Source organism: Leptothoe sp. LEGE 181152 (assembly GCF_032906605.1).
Classification (GTDB): Bacteria; Cyanobacteriota; Cyanobacteriia; order Phormidesmidales; family Phormidesmidaceae; genus Leptothoe; species Leptothoe turfae.
Genome location: NZ_JASATU010000004.1, coordinates 222,501 through 241,486, shown reverse-complemented (window position 1 = coordinate 241,486; position 18,986 = coordinate 222,501). Strand labels below are relative to the sequence as shown.

The following is an 18,986-nucleotide window of genomic DNA, read 5'->3' as shown; positions in this document are numbered from 1 at the left end:
TTTGGGCAACAGGATTTTTAGCTTTATCCCATTGCCCACTACCCGTCTTGTTCAAACTTTCTAGCTAGCGACTGTGCTTGCTTTTGGTAGGTGAGGTAGGGCCTGGGTCACAAAATCCTTAAGGGCTAAACTCTGGCGAGCTTGCTGGAATAATGTTTGTAGACGGCTACCCAGTCCTTCAAAGTTAAGCTCGGTAGTGTCTAACAAGCTTTGTTCTTCGAAGTAGTCAATCAGAGTCAGGCCAGCTAGACGGGTGAGATACGCGGCACTGATACCCTGCACTGCTCCACCAGCCAGGTAGGTAGTTACATGACTTTTGAGGACTGTTCCAAGGGCTTGAGAGGCTAGTTCGACCAGCCCCAACTTGACGGTTAATTCAGCGATGGTACCTGCAGCGGCCTTAGCCTGATCCATGGAGAATTTTTGACCATAGATAGTGCCGATGTCTAACACGAGCTGGCCATTGATGGCAGCTGTCGCCAGCAGGTCCACGGTGACTATTGGGTTGGCAAAGGCCGTACCGGCTGCAATCCACTGCATTTTCTCAATGACGGGCATTGCTTTTTGGCGACGATACTCGTTTAGGGATGCGGTAATACGCTGTTGCAGTGCTTTTGTCTGACGCAGGGTGGTGGCCATCACTAAAGAGGATGGTTCAGCGGCAAAGCTATCGAGTTTTTGGGTAAGGGCCTCTAGATCGGCAGCAGACTGCTCAAAAAATTCAAGAATTTCACCTGACTCGGCATGGCGGCGAACTTTGATTGGATTGGGATTAGCTGCGATCGCAACCGCTTCCACATTGCGTTCTGCCACCCGCCCCTTAATCCGATCCAGCACCACTGCCTGATCCATGGGGGTATACTGGTCTTGCTTATTCAGCACCACTAGCACTTGATACCCTCCAGAAACCAGCGTTTCTAGGCGATTTAGCTCTGAAGCAGTCATATCGCCTGCAATCACCAAAAGCACTAGATCAGCATCGCTGATGTCATCGGACGGTTCAGTAAAGGTTAATGCTGCTGTTTCAGCGGTCTGTAGACAGGTGAGTAGAGTGGTCTTGCCTGTGGCTTTATTGCCAGTAATCGCAACCTTTAAATCAATACGCTCTAGACTATCCAGCAGCAGATCATAGTCGGTGCGATAGAGTTCTGCTTGGGCAGCGGCTTGGCTATTTTCAGTTAACAGTAGCTCAATGAGTTGATCGGTGCGGTCTAGTGCCTGGTCGATAGCATCCCGCTGAACGGTGACCTGTTTGGGAATAGCTGGAACCACACTACGCTGACGTTGCTGGCTGAACCACCATACTCCTGAACCAAGTGCGATCGCACCCAGTACTAATGACCCGTCCATGGGCATGTGATGCACGACATCCAATAACCATAAACTGGCGCTGAGACCTAAACCACCAATCAGAATAGGACGCTTGATTGCGATATCCATAAGTCCCTATACCCATCCGTTGCTTCTACTACATTTTATAAAGAGAGTGGGGGTTCACCAGGTGGAAAACCCCACAGAATTAACATAAGCCTTAAAGAACAGCCAATCAGCGGTGTGGGTTCTACCACCATGCTTGACCCTGCGTTGTTTTTCTATTCGGCTAGAGTGCTATAACTCAAGTACAGGCGTTTTATAGAGTTACTGCCATGGCTGATGGGGCTTGCCTAAGACAGGGGTCGTTGCTTGGCCGCTTAATATTGGATTATGACACTACGGACGAGCTAGGAATTGTGGATAGCTTACTCGTGGATTTGAACCAGGGCAAGGTGGTTGCTCTGGTGTGTCAAGGACCCGTGTGGCAGCGCCAGCGTCCAACCTATAGCTGGGAACAGATTGTCAATATCGGTGCCGATAGTATTGTGATTCATGGCCGTGGGGCTGACATGGCTCAATCGGCGGCTCAAGCCATGGTCGGTCTGGAGGTTTGGACGGATATGGGTAACTGTATTGGCCAGATTGTGGACTATCGGTTTGAGCGTAGTGGTGAGGTATTGCAGTATCTATTTGCCCAACCAGGGCAGTCGGGGCTATATGGGTTAGCACCTGAAGCGATTATCAGTGCTGGTCGTAAGCGAATAATGGTGTCGGCTCAGGCGGCAGAGCAGGCTGAGTACTTGGCTGATGAAACTGTGCCCATGGCTGAACAGGGGTGGCAAACAACGGCTCAAACGACGGCTCAATCCCTGGCAGACCAAGTGCAACAGCGAGCCCAGGGATGGTCAGACTATGCCCAGGAGCGTTGGTTATCTGACGATGTAAATGAACAATTACGCTCCACGGGTCAACAACTGCAAGATAGAACTCAGGGGTTGCGATCGCAGTTTAATCAGCAGGTCTCCAAAGCTAAAAAACGAATTGCCCCTTTGAACAGAGCGCTGGAAAACACGGTTGAGAACGCCCTCGATAAACTCAGTGATTCGAATACTCAAGCAGATCGTCCTGCTATCGATCTAGACACATTTGAAGTGTGGGAAGACGATGATTAATTAAGCAATGGCGCGGTCATCTGGTCTGGGCGTTCGCTGATGATGAAGACTCATAACTGAGTCAAGGTCACTAAATGCGCCGGAGCGATCCCCTCGATCAAATCGGATCAAGCTCCGGTTAATGTAGGCATCTGAAAACTGAGGCTGTAGCTCTAAGGCTCGGTTGACATCAGCTAGTGCACCTTCCGTATCATTAAGACGAAACCGCAGTACGCTTCGTTCATTCAGCGTATGGGCAGCGTCAGGCTGGAGAGCCAGAGCTTTATTAAAATCTGCCATGGCTTTCATGTAGTTTTTGAGGTCCACATGGATCCTGCCTCGATGGACATAGGCATTGGCTAAAGATGGATTCAGGTCAAGCGCCTGATTGATATCCTGGAGTGCACCTTCCAAGTTTCCAAGGTGTTGTCGAATTCCGCCTCGATTACTAAACGCCTCTGCAAATTGGGGGTTAAGTTTAATGGCCTCACTAAAATCGGTAGCGGCCATCTCATAATTGTGGAGATAAAGCCTGACTAATCCCCGATTGTTATAAACATAGGCATGGTTAGGGTCAAGACGCAGTGCCTCGGCATAGTCATTTAATGCTCCACCACTGTCACCCAGGGTAGCGCGGGTGTTGCCACGATTGTTCAATAGCGATAACTTCCCTGGAGCCGGACTATCGTGGAGCGCATTGTGTAACTGCTTTAATGTTTGAGGATAGGCTTCAGGTAAGGCAGGGTTGAGGTGTAGAGCTTCACAATAGTCTGCCATTGCGCCTGCATAATCCCCCATTTCTGTACGCAGGGTTGCTCGATTGTTATAGGCATCAGCCAAGTCTTTATCGAGGTCAACGGCTTGATTAAAATCGGCTAGAGCCTGCCTATAATCAACCTGGTAAAAGTAGGCTAAACCACGTTGGTTGTAGGTTTTCGCACAGTGTGGATTTAGGGCTAGAGCTCGATTCAAATCATTAATAGCCCGTTTAAAGTCACCGCAGCGTAGCCAGGCCACTCCCCGCCATAGATACCCACGGGGGAAATGAGGCTGTAGCCTGAGGGCATAATCAAAATCCCGCACAGCGCCTGCATAATTGCCCACATCCAGCCTGAGCAAACCGCGATTGCAATATCCTCGTGTAGATAGAGGTGTTAGCTGAATCCCATGCTCAAAGTCTTCTAACGCGGCGTCTGTATGTCCCAGTTTGCGCTGGGCATTGCCCCGATTGAGATAAGCTGACGCGTAGTCAGGTGCCAGATGGATTGCCCAACTAAAGTCTTCGATGGCTACGGCATAGTCACCCATAGCATAATGGGCACATCCCCGGTTGAAATAGGCCTTAGCATAGTTGGGCAGAGACTCAATCACAGTATTAAAAATTGTGATCGCGCCCAAACAGTCTTGTCGCCTTGCCAAGTCAACTCCTTGATTCAATAAGTCTTTTGCAGTCATGCCGCCCCACACTCACCAAATATTTGGATATGTCAATCACAATTTGATACAGCAAACTTAGACACACCCAAACAACAAATAGCAAACTCACAGAGTAAGTTTTGTATCTTCCTCTATTTCTATATTAGGGTTTAACCGTAGTGCATCTGGAAAATATCTACATACTCAAGAGAATTTTCAGATTCACCGTATTCCATTGCTGTCTCTTGATCTTAAGATGACTAAGACTGGCTCCATTGTTTGGGGTTATAGAAGCATAAATGTATCCACTGCTGATTAGCATCGTTGCCATCAAGCCAACTCTGTAGCAATTGGTAATACAAGCCTCGATTATAAATATAAGAAAATCGACTTAATAGTTTATGAGCTTCTGCTATTAGCAGTCGTGATCAGGGCTAGCTCTGGTTTGAGATAGCAAAGAACCGCTTGCCATCATTAAATCGCGAGCGGTTGAAGAAAAAATGCGTGTGCAAATTTCCGGATTATTTTACTTGTGTTGTTGTTAGATCATGCTATTTACCATTTAGGATCCCAATCAACATATTTAAGAAGATTCTGGTTGTGAGGGGCAAAATAAGCGGCTAGTTTTTTATATGTTTCAGGTGGCATCTTCTTTTGATAACCTCCAGTATTCATTGGCTCTAAGTCAATCCTTTTAAATTCCTTCAGTTCTAGAAAATGGGTTGTTTTTGATAACACCTCATGGGGATTGGAAAACATATCTTCACTGCGAAGAATCAGAAGTTTTTCCCTAGAAAAAAACTTTAACCAATGCTCTATCTGTTCTGTATATCTACCTCGACTTAAATATGAGAACCAAGCTAATGGGCTATGCCAAGAGTATTCATCTCCTTGGGTTTTAAGATGTTCTCTCTCTTGCCCCAGTCTATCTTCCTCAGCCTCGATAGCATCAAGGAAATTTAGCGTTTCATGACCATGGCGAATACTCATTTTCCAATGGGAGTAGGCCCGATTAATTGGATTTCTCAAAATAATGAGAAATTTTGCATCTGGCAGGGACTTCGATATCCTATTGGGGGCTAAAGGGTGAAAAAGATACTCAGGTGTAGCTTCGCCTGTCGAACGTATATTAGAGAGCTTATAGGAGATTTTTAGTGGGAAATGAGCCCGATACCAATCTAAGTAATGTTGGTGATGCCAATCGAAATAGTGAACTTCTTTTGTGATTTCTGGGGCAAAGCCAATCTCAGGATGTTGCTGGAGATAAAAGAAAAGAGATGAGGTTCCTCCCTTTTGTGCTCCTATAATTAACCAATCTGGCAGTGCTCTCCATTTACTCGTAGCCTGACCATAGTCCTTTAATACTTTTTTGACAGGTTCCTTAATAGGCTCTGGGACATTTTTCCTCAGAAATGCTCTAACCATAATTACAAATAACTTATCTACAGGGGAAGCTTTTTGAATTAAAACTGGCAGTGCGTTTTCGAGAATCAGAGAATAGAGTTTCTTGGTTAGCTTCTTTACAAGAAAATATTTCTGATAAGGCCTGATGAATTGGCTAAGAAGCGATTGCTGATTTAGGGGATGAATTGGTCTAGGGCCATTGCTATCTGACCGCATCTCACAACTAAAATTATCTCAAGGATAAGCAATGCCGCTAATAATATACTTTAGAGTTGAGATGTAAGATACATTAATACCTAGATAGAATATTCAAAAATCTCCATATCTTTTTGATATTTTTCTGCCAAGAAATTAATGTCATCTAGACTAAAATACTTTCGCCATTCCTTATACTTACGTTTTGATTTGTTCGAATGGGGTAATGATGTAGAAAGTCCGACTTTATCACAAATAAATTGCCAATCTTCAGATATGTCTTCTAAGCGACCAACATAATCAACGATTACATTCTCACGACTTGAATCTGTAAGTTGATCAAACTGAGGCATGGTGCCATAAGATTGCCAAGACCCTTCTGAGTGAATAAAGTCAGATATATTATTGGTTTTTATACAATCTGTAACTCCGGGCCACCTAAACGCATCATATAGCTTGGGTATACGGGTTAATGGCTTTGGTAAGGTATGGATCTGGTCGGCGTAGTACATCAATTTAATGGCCGAGCCCCGATACTTCCCCAAATAGTGTGTTTTAAGATATGCATAATATGAAACCATGCGATCAATCGGATGTCTTACGATTGAAAACGTAAAATATTGATCCCATAATTCATCGCCTATCACATTTTTAATAGTAGCTGCAGATGAATGCTTATATATGCCAAACTGTTTTTCGTAGGATCGCTGTATTAGTTCACCATAGTCAGTACTGCCTAAAATAATGTCATTCCACTGCATATCAGCAGCTAAAGCACGTTCAACACTCGTGCCTCCACATTTATGTAGGTGAATAAATACAAACTTCTTGCTATTAGAAATAAATGCCATTGTTACGCAATTTCAACTTAAATAGTATGGCTAGTGTGGCCCTAATACTCTGTGGCGTAAGTTTGCCCACTATCAAATGTGGATGAGTCGATGGGTGGATGCAATAGCTGCCAAATTTCTGCCATCGGGTACTAGAATATGGCTATTGATAGTAGTCTTTATACCAAGTGACGAAGTTCTTGATACCCTCTTCTAAGGGGGTGTTGGGAGCAAAGCCCACATCTGCCGTAAGTTCAGCTACATCGGCATAGGTTGTAGTGACGTCCCCTGGCTGCATGGGCATCATTTCTTTGACGGCAACTTGCCCAAGCACCTTCTCAATGACTTCAATGAAGTGCATCAAGCTGACAGGGTTATGGTTGCCAATGTTATAGACTTTGTAGGGAGCGGCAGTGTTAAATTCTTCGTCAGCGAGAGGGCTAGGTAGATGGTCCATGACTCGCACAATACCTTCTACTACATCGTCAATATATGTGAAGTCTCGCTGCATTTTACCGTGGTTATAAACCTGAATAGGGCGATTGTTTGCGATCGCATCAACAAACTTAAAATAGGCCATATCAGGTCGACCCCAAGGCCCATATACCGTAAAGAAACGGAGCCCTGTCGTGGGTAAATCATACAAATGACTGTACGAATGAGCCATTAGCTCATTGGCTTTTTTGGTTGCTGCATAAAGGGACACTGGATGGTCCACATTATCAGTCACAGAAAATGGAGTTGTTCGGTTAGCACCATAGACTGAACTGGATGATGCATACACTAAATGTGCCACTTTGCTATGGCGACAACCTTCCAAAATGTTGACAAATCCAATTAGATTGCTATCTGCGTAAGCATGAGGATTTTTTAGAGAATATCTAACCCCAGCCTGTGCTGCCAAGTGAATAACTCGATCAAAAGACTGTTGTTGAAACAGATCTTCCATCCCACGACGATCGGCTAGATCAAGCTGATTAAATGTAAATGAAGCATGGGGTAGAAGTTGCTCCAATCGATCTTTTTTTAAGGAAGTATCGTAGTAGTCATTAAGATTATCGATGCCATAAACACTGTGCCCAGCCTTTAAAAGTTTATTAGCTATAAAATAACCAATGAAACCAGCTACGCCCGTTACTAAAACATTCATGCTAACTATAAAAATAAGTATTTAGACATACAATGCAACACAAGAATCTTGAATTGCTGTTGCATCGATTTCCCGTAAAGTAAGGGATTGTAACCATCCTAGCGTACTTCTCTTATGATTCATGTGTCTTAATACACGAGAACTGTTTTGAGGGCTAGGAGGCTACCTTCTGAGACGATGACTGATACACGGTTGAGTATCTGGTCATACGGCGTCTTTGACTTGAACCAGTCAGGTTGGCAGCTACTTCAAATAACCTCTGATATACGTTAATGGGTAGAATCCACAACGCACTAGCTGCAGCTCCGGTGAGAAATGTTCGGAATGGTTCTTCAATCAAGATTGGTGCATATGTAGCGATTGCTCGGCTGAAGAGTTTCATGGCCTGTCCTCCATCTTTCAGCGTTACAGCCCTTCTAGCCAGATGGCGACAATGGTATGCCATGGCAGGTTTTTCCCATTGCTCCATTTCCTCGGGAGCATAGCTTCTAACTTTATTGAGTAAACGCTCCCAGGCCTTCATCTTTTTGGTTAAATTGGCTGAAATACCCTTCGAATTTACCCGATATAAAGTTAAGGGCTCTGCAAGCCCTTCCATAATCCATTTGGTTTTAATGGCGACTCTCATCCAGCACTCTACATCTTGAGATTCTCTAAATGCTTCATCAAAGTAGTGCTCTTCTATAATGCCATCAACTTGCACTGGGAACTTGATATTCTCAAAGACTTCCTTGCGGAAAACCGCTGCAGATCCATTACCGATGGGTGTGCGACATAAGATATCAAGTGGAGTAATTTGGCTAACCTTGGATATCTGATAAATGCCTAACGGTGTGCCATTCTCATCTATAAATGTAGAGTAGCTAAAACTTATGCCAATCTCAGGTCGTTTTTCAAAGTGTTCAACATGGCGTTCGACCTTTTCTGGAATCCAAAGATCATCTGCATCAAGAAAAGCTACATATTCTCCTTCCGCATGGCGAATACCTGTATTACGAGCACCTGAAAGGCCTCTATTTTCCTGCTGAATAATTCTGATTCTGTCATCAGTAAATTGTTGACATATAGTTACACCTTCATCGGTAGACCCATCATCAACAACTATGATCTCCAAATTCTGATACGTCTGAGCTAATGCTGATTCGAGTGCCAGTCGGACATACTTCTCAGTATTATACAGAGGTATAACTATAGAAACCTTTTTCATGTTTTCACTCTTTAGATGACAAGGATGGATATTGAAATTGCCAAGTTGCGTTGGGGCTATCCTAGGCTTGCAAGTCAATCCAAAATTTAGCTCATATCAGTAAACTATTGCCAATGCTGTAGATAGCAGTAGACGATTATATTTACTTACAAGCATCCAGAACTTCAGGAGGCTTAGCATAAGCTTCAGTTACCTTGCTAGTACGACCACTAACCTCATCCAAAATTTTCTCTAAAGAGAGCGCCGCATTCTCATGAGAAAAATTCTTTCTAGCGTATGCTCTTGCATTTTGGCCCAAGCGATTTCGTAATGCCGGATCGTTCCATAGCGTTTGAATCGCTTCCTTCATACTCTGTTTACAACCGGGTTTGATTAACCAACCTGTTTCTCCATGCTTAACATAATCACTCATGCCATAGGCATCAGACACAATTACTGCACGGGCCATCAACATCGCTTCTATCACTGTTACATGCCCAGCCGCTGTAACGTTATCTTTGACTTTTAGAGGTATTACGCTAATCCGACCTTCTTGTGCCAGTTTCCAACAGTCCGCTCTGGTGATACCAAAAGGTGTTTTGACCTGTTTAGGGATGGAAAGATTAGCTAAAGCTACTTTGCTGGATGCAACAACAGTAGGTATGTCAAGCTCTTCAACCACCTCAAAGAAGCAAGGGAAATCGCGATGCGCAGACCCCAGTGCAGCAATAAATGGAGAGTTGTTATCTTCTTCGTACTGAATTTCAATGTCTGGAGCTGCGTAAGGTACAAAAGAAAATCGACTTTTCGGTAAGTTAAAACACTTGCTGTAGATGTCGATTTCCCGATAACTGTGAACTATGAAGCGGTCAATTTGTTTTAATCCGATGCCTGATAACCATTGACGCAGGGGCCCAACTTCGTAGTTTCCAACATTGAAGGTCCAAGCGACAACTGGTTTTTTAGACCATTTTAGGAGCTTTTGTAGGCCAATTACTGTTGGCAACTGCGGGTATGAAGTGATAATTCCGTCGGAATCGCTATTTAAGGCGAGGGCACCATGTTCCCAGTGGCGAAACCACTGGGAAGACGTTGTGTATTTTACTTTTCTCTCATGCCATTTAGTAATGGGTTGTGGCCTAGGGATAAGCTCAAAGTCATATTTCCCTTCAGGAATATGCCCGACTAGCCATCGATTATTGTCAATGTATTCTTGGGTAAAGTAAGGCGCAATGACGGTCCATTTCATACGGCGACCTCAGACATACTAAACATAGTGAACTCTAGTTTCAATTGCACAGGTAAAAGCTAAAATCCGTAGGTAATGGATTTAACTATTCGAGTCTTTACAAAGCAAAATAAGTATTCTTTATGTTTACAGTTAAATTAAAAAGCTTTAGCTAATCAGTAATGCTAAGCTCTTGTTAGGAGAAAGCATTGCGTTCTCTATAAGTATTCTTACTGATTTAGGTGCTTTCTAAAAGTTTAAATAGGTAAACTTTAGATGATCTTCTCTCTAAGATGAGTATTTTACATTGGTATTATTCTACATCTCCTTTTAGTAACAGTCTGTGCAAATTAATGTCAGATTTCTATCTCTTTGACAGAGCAGATTCTGTATGGGGGCTTTTATAAGGTGCAACTTTTCCATAGCCAGAGTCAATCCCTGTGGTGCGAACCTGAGATGCTTTTCTCTCTGCATAAGTTGACATGATTTGTATAGACACCAATGATGCCCATATATATAGTGTCCAGGAATCTTGTTTAAAGAGATTGCTCTCTGTCATGTTACTGATGATAAAAAAGCCCAGGAAAAGAACTGGGAAGATAGCTTCAGTTGTTTTGGTCAGTCGGATTAACTGGAAAGATCTGATCAGGGTAATTGCGAAGTTTGTAAGGAAGAGGAGAGCTCCTATCCAGCCTAGTGATAGAAAAACCTCAAGAAAGCCATTATGGGCATTAGGGACAGGCCAACCAGTTAATTGTCTGACAAGATCAGCTGGTCCACCGTCTGGCCCCCAAAAACCTTGGTATCCATACCCTAAAAACGGCTTTCGAGAGATCATCTCCCATAAAGCGGGCCAAATTTCGTTTCGTCCTGATAAATCAGTACCTTTGCCAAATGCAGAAAGTAACGTGTCTGCATTGGTTTGAAGATAAATAAACCCAAAGGCGACAACGAATATGATGAAGCTAAGGGCAATCACCATCGATTTGTAGTTGAGCTTTAGAGCGTTACAAGCGAAGAAGAGTAGAGCCAACACTACGGTGGCAAATAAAGCAGTTGTTGATTTAGAGGCTACGACCAGAGAAGCCGACAAAATCATTATGCAATTAATAGCTAGCTTGGACCTCCCCTGAAATAAATTTGAGTAGCGAGTAGCGAGTAAAAAAACTGTAGTTAATGCCATGCGAGCACCAAACTTATTTTTATGGCTGTATACTCCTCGCCATGCTCCTGTATGGGGCGGTAAGTGCATCACTCCATATTTTGGAAGCAGCACGCCAAAAAGAACGCAAATAATAGTGTTAATACATAAGGCTATGATCAGAAATCTAAGTTGTTGCTTCAAGCTGAAGCTCAGTGAAAAATATATGGCAACAGCGGTTGAGCCTAGCAATAATATGGTGCGACGTGAAGTGATATTTGGATAAAATGACCATCCTGCTGAAATATAAGCGATGATTAGGAGAATAACGATCAGCAAAAATTGAGGATTAGAACGTAATCGAGCTAATATCAACTTCCAGCGCAGTAGTACGCCTATGCTGGCTATAAGATATAGCAACATGCTAATAGCCGGAAGTAAGAAATTGCTGTTAGCTTGACTGACATCTACAAGTTGCCCCCCTCCGGCTCCATTGGTAATCAAGTTAATAGGATTACCCAGTAGAAACCACAGGGTAAAACACATGAATATGTGTTCTAATGTTCTCGGAATTTTTAGCGTCATATTCCCCTAGGCATTATTCTTTTAAGTGATCACGTTCTTTATGTAAAGTAAATATTTTGATCGTCTTTTAGGTAATCTTTTAAAATTAAATCTTGACTTTTACTAGGTTGAATGTCATCAGTCTGAGATAAATGAGTATAGTCAGTACAATAAGCTTGGGCTTTTGGTAAATGTTTCGCCAGCTAGAAATAAGTGCTTGATTAATTAAGGATATCCCTACAAACGGTGAAATTTCTAGCCGAAGTGTCTGCTTCGCCCAGTATTGAAAATGAGCTGCTTCGGCAGCACGATAATGCTCATCTACTAGGTTTGGAGCTTCTTTTCGTGCTTTGTCCATTAACTGTATCCAACCTTCTTTCATTTTCATGATATCTGAAGACAAACCAGACGAATGAAGACGATATTGAATTAATACTTTATCAATTCCCTCAATCGTCCAATGACTTTGAAACGCAATTCTAAAAAGTAAGTCAATATCTTCAGAATACTTTATTGATTTATCAAATCCTCCTAAGGATTGAAAGATACATTTTCGTATAACAACATTTGATGTTGTGACGGTTGGGTTTGTATAGAAAAAAGTGTATGGCTGGAGATCTTTAGATATATTTGCCGTTAATTTACCGGTGCTTTTTCCATCAGGATCTATCAGTTCCACCCTTGCAAAACTGACACCTATCTCAGGGTGAGTATTCATGTAGTCAACATGAACTGATAACTTATCTGGTAGCCAGAGGTCATCTGAATCCAAGAATGCTATAAGTTCTGTAGTTGCCAGTTCAACGCCTAAATTACGGGCTGCGGAAACACCACCATTCTCTGTGGTAATAAGACGAATGCGTGAATCTAACTGACAATACTTATTAACTAATGTGGCGGTATTATCTGTTGAGCCATCATCAATGACTAGCAATTCCCAATCTTGATAGGTCTGATCTAGTACAGATTGGATGACTTCTGGTAGAAATCTGGCCGCATTATAAGCTGGTATAACGACAGAAATAGATGGCTTAATTTCCATAATCATATACTAGAAAAAACATGCTGGAATCTAGCATTGCGTCTGTTTAGGAAAGCGAAAGTTTTTCTCGGCCAGAGAATACAGACTTAGCAACTAAGAAGGTGAATATCGGTAAGAGTAATAGATGTACTCCTAAGACTACTCCAGCTACTACGAATATATTGAACTGGGCACCTACAATGACAGAAATGGTAAATATAATCGTGAAGAAAATGTTCCACTTGAGACCATCACTTCCACGGTCTACTGACAAGAGCAACTGCTCTGAAACTAGAGCAAAAGGTCTAGGGATAGCTGACAGGCAAATCATAATAAGAATTGGAATTGCTGGAATCCACTGCTTGCTGAAAACAATAGGGACATAGATCGGAGCCAGGCTGCTTTGTAATAGAACTAGGGGAAATATAATTGCTGCGCAAATTTTGAGACTTCGGATATAGCTTTGCTTCAACGCAGATAGGTTATCCCGTGCTGCACACAGATAAGGGAATACAGAATTAGAAAGCATGTTAATAGCTGTCAGACTAAGCCCTAGTCCTGCATTGAAAGCGAAGAAGTATAAGCCAAGTTGTTCAACGCTAAAGAATCGACCAATGAGTAGATAGTCAATATTTGATCTCAAGTAATTGAGCATTTCAATGCCCAATGTATATTTGGAGAAATTAAAAATTTCTCGCCATCCTTTCAAACTTATTTTCCCACTTGGTCGCCAGGAGTGATTCCTGTTATAGACAATTAAATAGGAAAATTGAGAAAGCATTAGGGCAAATACAATGCTCCAAATACCCATGCCCAATAGTGCAAGAATAACGACCAAAGACTGACTGAAAACGGCATTGATAGCTGTTGCGATCGCACCGATCTTGAGCCTGTTTTCTCGACGAATCAAGGCATCTTGAATCGCATAAAAGGGATTGAGAAGATAATTGCCAGCGGTGACGATAATAGGGAATAATAATTTTTCATTTCCATAAAAAGTGGCAATAGGAAATGCTAGTAGACATTGGAATAAAAAGATCCCAATACATAGAATCCAATTGCTCCAATATGCTGTTTCTACTATTGAGTCAAGCTCTTCTTGCGTGGCCTGAATGATCTTAGGTGCAACTCCACCCTTTTGTACGAAGACGGTAGAAAACTCAGTGACGGCAAAAATGATCGCCATCAAGCCATATTCTTCAGGGGTAAATACACGACCTAAAACAACTACTATGGCGATGCGAATTACGCGTCTGAATATTTGGCTCGCTGTTAGCCAGCCCATATTTTTGACGAGCTTGTCAGAGAACAAGCGCTTTAGTTTTTGTTGCATTATGATGGTGCAAGAATATTTATAAGGCTAACTATAGTAGTTGATGACATTGCTCTCAGCGATAATATATGAGAGCAGAGTATGGCGTGGCATTTTAGAAAAGATATAAACGAGTATAAATTCTCAAATAGATCTAGCTATCTCCTTGCCCAAGCATTAGTCAAATATTCTAAATAAGAAATTGAGAGGATTAACTAGGCGCGCTGCTAAATCTAAAACTGAACCGCTGGTTGTCTTAGGTACAACAATGACGTCCCCATCTTGAATCTGGTAGGTGTCGATAAGGTTACGCAGATCGACGACTTCTTGGACAACTTCACCAGTGTTGTCGTCCATTCGAATAAAGGCAACTTCTTTGAGCCTTGCATCATCGGTTGGGCCGCCTGCGATCGCAACAGCACTAGACAATGAGCTATTAGGCGGTACTGCAACCTCTCCGGGACTCGTGACCTCTCCAACAACTCGAACCCTTACGGTGTCTGGTGCTAGACTGGATCTTGCCAATAAATGATTATCAATGGTTTCGCCTTCTGGTAAGCTGGGAACAAAAACTAAGTCTCCATCTCTAAGCAACATGTCTTCTGGTAAGCTGGCGGACCAGAGGGCATCCCACAAATTAATCTCTGTATTGACTGTTTCACCATTGGGAAGCTCGCGTATAACCACGACATTACGGATGTCTGCCGTGCGTCTCACCCCACCTGCTTCTACTAACGCTTCACTCACTGAAGGTGGCGCGTAAGCTAATTGAGTATCTTGATTAATGTTGGTTGTATCTTGCAGTTGAATAGGGCCAGGACGGTAGACCTCGCCTGATACATTAACCACAACGGGACGAAGTGAATTTAAGGAGACCGAAACGGCAGGATCTACTAGAATTCGGTCGAGGATAATTCTCAACTCTTGAGTTAACTGATCGGTGGTTTTCCCAGCTGCAGCAACCTTACCTACGATGGGTAGGGCAATAGTTCCATCCGGTAATACAGAGAGTGGACCTGTATACTCTGGAAACCCATAAACACTGACTTCGATGCGATCGCCAGGACCTAATAAGTAAGAGGATGCTGCTGTAGATCTCAATGAGCCAGTATTAACAGCAAGCTCATTGAGGTTCGCACGAGTTGACTCATTGGAGGTAGTCTCAAGTGATACAAGAGACTGTGTAGTTTGTGCGATAGTTGGCATGGAGGCGTAGCAAATTATCCCCAAGACTAAGGGAGCTACTGCAGTTAGCCGATAATAAGTCAGTTGAAACATAAGTCTAAAGAGCGTTTGAGGACGGTGTTGTCTCTTTTGTATAAAAGGAAAGTAGGCTGGCCTAGCCCAATAATTAGAGTCGACCGTTTACGTTGGCAGGATCGCTAACGCTTTGACTATTCGGCACATTGACAAAATTGGCCTGCCTTTCAATAGGTGTATAGTCCTGATTGTTGTAGAAATAACGATCGGTGTTGCCTTTCACGTTAATGCCATTAGCAACTAGACCAAGCACATTTTGTTTTGACTGTGCCAACATTGTCTTCGTTGCACGAATGTTTTCGGCATTGGCCATGCCAGGGCGCATGACGAGCAGCACGCCATCTGTTGCCCGACCGATGGTGATCGCGTCAACTAGCCCTAAAATTGGTGGGCTGTCAATAATAATGTAGTCATATGCTTTTTCACTTGCCTGTAGTAGGGACGTAATCAGCTGAGATTCCAAAACTGCCAGAGGATTAAACGGAATAACTCCGGCTGTCAAGATGTGTAAGTTTGGCTCCTGAGAGACAATGACATCCTTAAGGGGAACTTGCCCTGAAGCAAAATTACTTAAACCTTGTACATTGGGCAAATCCCAAATATGATGTTGTGTTGGCTTACGTAGATCGGCATCAACAAGCAAGACAGTGTGGCCCAAATGAGCTAGTGTCAAGGCCAAGTTGGCAGCAACTTCTGATTTACCTTCACCACCCACTGCACTTGTAACTGTGACTGTCTTAACGTGGGTATCAACACAGGAGAATTTAAGGTTGGCTTGTAGAGCTTGATAAGCATCAAGAATAGAGCTGTATTCGGAATTCTTGACTAATATGCTAGGAATATCCGAACCCTTAGCATTGCCTCGCTTCCAGGCGGGGATGATACCCAAGAGGGGATATTCGTACAACTCTTGACCTTCTTGAACCGTTTTCACAGATTGGTCCAGGAGATCGGCCATAAAGGCAGTAATTAACCCTAAAAGAAGACCAGCAAAGCCGCCAGTCATTAAAAAGAGTTTCAGAGAGGGTCCAAGGGGCTCGTTAGGTATTAAGGCTGGGGAAACTATGCGAGCATTTCCAATATTTTGATTCTCTAAGACCTGAGCTTGCTGGAGGTTTTGTAACAAGGTTTCATAGGTGGTCTGAGCTGCAGCAAGTTGGCGATCTAATGCTCTCTCTTGTTTCTCTAAAACCGGAATAACACGAGCTCGACTCTGTTGACCCAATCGAGCAGTTGTCAATTCTTCAACTTGCTGTTGTAAACCAGATGTCGCTCCGTCGAGGCGTAAATACTCGGCGATTAAATCTTGTTCTAACTGGCCCGATTGGAGATCATCTGAAGGCAAGTTCAGTTCATTGGCACCAAGGGTGACATCAAGGCGCTCTTGAAGTAGTGCTTGTAACCCAGCCTCCTGATTGCGTAGGGTGATAATCTCAGGATGTTCGTCTCGGTAACGAGTACGGGCTAACGTTAAATCAGACTGAACAGTTTGTAGTTGTGCTAGTACGGTCTGAATGCCAGGTGATTCACTGACAAGCCCCACAGCATATGCTTCATCAGAACTAAGTTTGAGCTTCTGCTGTAGTTGAGATGCCTGAGCTGAGCTATCAGCTAACTGAGATTTTAGCTGAATTAAGGCGTTGTCCAGTGTAAACAGTGACTCAACCAGGTTACGGGACTCTTCTTCAAGGTCTACGATATTGTTGCCTTCTTTGAAGCGTCGTAGTGAAGCCTCTGCCTCTTCAACTGCTTCTTCAGATTCAGGCAGTTGTGCAGTGATAAATTCTTGGGCTGCTAATGCCGCAGCACGATTGGTCTGTATATCATTTTCAATGTAGATATCTGCCAATGTATTGACAACAGTGGCTGCTATTTCTGGATCTTCAGACGTATATGTAACTTTTAGAACATCTGTTCCAGGAACTCCAGTGACCGTAAGGCTCTTTAGCAGGTCTTCAGGCTGAAGTAGCTCACCCTCATCATCTTGTAGTTTTAATGTTTCGATGACTTTTTGGACAAGGGGAATGGAACGGAAAACCTCAATTTGGGTGTCCAGGGGGTTATCTAGATTAGTAAGTGCTCTGAGTTCTCTGTTACCGCCCTCCAGTCCAACTAGAGCAGACGCTTGGTTTGACAACTCGAATAAAAGTTTCGATTCGGCTTGATACTCAGGTTTTTGAGTAATACCAACGCCAACCGCTGCGGTTGTCGTTAGACCGAAAACAGTCAGAGCGATTAGCCAGCGACGCTTTAGAACTCGCCAATATTTCTGTAAATCTATTTCTATCTCTTTAACAGAGTTATCTTGAGATGCCATTGAACCTCACTGGGGAAAGGAACTAAGTAGGACGGAGAGGGTAATAATACTGAGCAATATCAGAGATTAAATCTGAAATTTAAGGTATATAGATTTCAACAAGCAATCCCATTGATAGAAAAAGGATAGGACTAAGTTCTAGATCGAGGTCTTGACTAGCTGTAACCATACGAAATTGGCCCCAGAGACACCTAGCAACTATTCCCAGATATCTTCAATAGAATTATGCCCATCTTTTCAAATGAACCAGTGACTAACCGTGAGAATTCGGTGGGGACATCAGAACTTCATGGCACTCATCAATTTTCTAAAAAACTGATAAAGCCTAGGAGCAGGTCACAGTATCAAAACCGATTTTGATCACTGCAAATTAGCGTAGCCAGGACTCAGTATTTCTCGGTCGGACGCTGTAGATCAGAACATTCCACTAATGTTTAACGAACTTTTGCTAAATAATCAGTAAACTGACTGAAATCAACAATTAACTGGCATCTAGAGTATGAAAATTGTGATGTTCCTCAAATTGCAACAAGCGAAGTCACTACTAGTAAGCACCCTATATAAGTCAGGCTAGGCGATTCTTAAACTATGTCAGTGGATAGTTGACACGTTTTAAAAACTGCCACATTAAACTGCAATTTTGATGGTGAGATCAAAGTTACTCTGGGCTGATGACCCAGTACGCTAATAGCCCGTGTCTAAGACATACGTAAGTATATGTAGACCAATGCTACCCGACTAGAGGTTATGAATCAAAAGATGCTGATATAGTTCCTGACTAGATTTTCCTGCTTTTTTAAAGTTCAAGTGATTTATCACTAGGCTGATTTTTTACAGCTGGGGTACTGAAAGTTACGGTGCCGACTCGTCATCGGAGTTCTCAGTAGTGGAGGATGTATCTGATGTTTCAGGCTCGTCAGTAGTTTCAGCATCTGTAGTTGCCTCTGAGGCTGCATCATCATTTTTGGCAAGCCAGTCGCTGACTGGGCGTTCGATACCGTTGTCTAAGCCTTTAGGAATGAGGTGAACGTCAACTGGATTTGATTCTGCGATGTCATTGGCTGTCATCACATATAGTGACGTACTGCTAAAGTCTTCATCGCCGACGGTTAAGGTATAGCTTTCTTCATCAACTATGAGTTGAATTTTAGCCGTAGGTGTATCTAAGCCGTAGGTGGCTAGCTGATCGGGAGTGGTGGAAATAGTTTCTTTAATGGTGTCGCTCGTAATGATATTGAGTAAAAAAGCGACTGATGATGGATCGGCTAAAGCTTTTTCAGGGGCAGTCATTTGCCATGCATCATCAGTCTTGATGAAGGACAGCGTGTTGTCGTCTCGTTCTACGGTGAATTCACTGACGTCAGTCTCAGTGAAGCTGTATAAGGTATTACCATTATTGGCTTGAGGCCCTTTGGGGATTTCAAGGATGGTGACGGTGGCGACAAGTGCGATCGCAACCCCTATTAATATTCCTGTACTACGCTGTAGCTTCATTTT

Annotated in this window: 14 protein-coding genes; 1 reads left to right on the top strand and 13 read right to left on the bottom strand. The window is 43.1% G+C overall.

Annotated features, from left to right (window positions below):
• Positions 1-60 precede the first annotated feature (60 nt).
• A complete protein-coding gene (locus QGP82_RS03040; RefSeq protein WP_163697696.1) occupies positions 61-1,440 on the bottom strand; it encodes a slr1306 family protein in 1,380 nt (459 codons plus the stop codon).
• A 206-nt stretch (positions 1,441-1,646) separates the two neighbouring features.
• Here QGP82_RS03040 and QGP82_RS03035 point away from each other — a divergent pair, with 206 nt between their 5' ends.
• The gene (locus QGP82_RS03035) at positions 1,647-2,486 is read left to right on the top strand and encodes a PRC-barrel domain-containing protein (protein ID WP_163697694.1); all 840 of its coding nucleotides are present in this window, start codon (positions 1,647-1,649) and stop codon (positions 2,484-2,486) included.
• Here the strand turns inward: QGP82_RS03035 and QGP82_RS03030 are convergent, their stop codons facing one another.
• From QGP82_RS03030 to QGP82_RS02975, 12 genes are all read right to left on the bottom strand, one after another.
• On the bottom strand, positions 2,487-3,920 hold the full coding sequence (locus QGP82_RS03030; RefSeq protein WP_163660684.1) for a tetratricopeptide repeat protein: 1,434 nt from the start codon (positions 3,918-3,920) through the stop codon (positions 2,487-2,489).
• Positions 3,921-4,436: 516 nt separating this feature from the next.
• The gene (locus QGP82_RS03025) at positions 4,437-5,501 is read right to left on the bottom strand and encodes a sulfotransferase domain-containing protein (protein WP_163660686.1); all 1,065 of its coding nucleotides are present in this window, start codon (positions 5,499-5,501) and stop codon (positions 4,437-4,439) included.
• 80 nt (positions 5,502-5,581) lie between these two features.
• Entirely contained in the window at positions 5,582-6,331 is a 750-nt protein-coding gene (locus tag QGP82_RS03020; RefSeq protein WP_163660688.1) for a sulfotransferase family 2 domain-containing protein, read from the bottom strand.
• Positions 6,332-6,473: 142 nt separating this feature from the next.
• Positions 6,474-7,460 (bottom strand): NAD-dependent epimerase, encoded by a 987-nt coding sequence (locus QGP82_RS03015; protein ID WP_163660690.1) that lies wholly within the window; start codon positions 7,458-7,460, stop codon positions 6,474-6,476.
• A 154-nt stretch (positions 7,461-7,614) separates the two neighbouring features.
• Positions 7,615-8,667: a glycosyltransferase family 2 protein gene (locus QGP82_RS03010; RefSeq protein ID WP_163660692.1), complete on the bottom strand. Its 1,053-nt coding sequence runs from the start codon at positions 8,665-8,667 to the stop codon at positions 7,615-7,617.
• 142 nt (positions 8,668-8,809) lie between these two features.
• On the bottom strand, positions 8,810-9,895 hold the full coding sequence (locus QGP82_RS03005; RefSeq protein ID WP_163660694.1) for a glycosyltransferase family 4 protein: 1,086 nt from the start codon (positions 9,893-9,895) through the stop codon (positions 8,810-8,812).
• 343 nt (positions 9,896-10,238) lie between these two features.
• Complete coding sequence (locus QGP82_RS03000; RefSeq protein WP_163660696.1) at positions 10,239-11,600, bottom strand: O-antigen ligase family protein; 1,362 nt, start codon at positions 11,598-11,600, stop codon at positions 10,239-10,241.
• Between the two features lie 85 nt (positions 11,601-11,685).
• Positions 11,686-12,621, bottom strand: a complete 936-nt coding sequence (locus QGP82_RS02995) for a glycosyltransferase family 2 protein (RefSeq protein WP_499057014.1) — start codon at positions 12,619-12,621, stop codon at positions 11,686-11,688.
• A 46-nt stretch (positions 12,622-12,667) separates the two neighbouring features.
• On the bottom strand, positions 12,668-13,933 hold the full coding sequence (locus tag QGP82_RS02990) for a lipopolysaccharide biosynthesis protein (RefSeq protein WP_163660700.1): 1,266 nt from the start codon (positions 13,931-13,933) through the stop codon (positions 12,668-12,670).
• Between the two features lie 156 nt (positions 13,934-14,089).
• Entirely contained in the window at positions 14,090-15,118 is a 1,029-nt protein-coding gene (locus QGP82_RS02985) for a polysaccharide biosynthesis/export family protein (RefSeq protein ID WP_250564715.1), read from the bottom strand.
• A gap of 145 nt (positions 15,119-15,263) precedes the next feature.
• Positions 15,264-17,489 carry a GumC family protein gene (locus QGP82_RS02980; protein ID WP_163660704.1) on the bottom strand — a complete coding sequence of 742 codons (2,226 nt, stop codon included), beginning with the start codon at positions 17,487-17,489 and terminating at the stop codon, positions 15,264-15,266.
• 852 nt (positions 17,490-18,341) lie between these two features.
• The gene (locus QGP82_RS02975; protein ID WP_499057011.1) at positions 18,342-18,983 is read right to left on the bottom strand and encodes a DUF4340 domain-containing protein; all 642 of its coding nucleotides are present in this window, start codon (positions 18,981-18,983) and stop codon (positions 18,342-18,344) included.
• Positions 18,984-18,986: the final 3 nt, after the last annotated feature.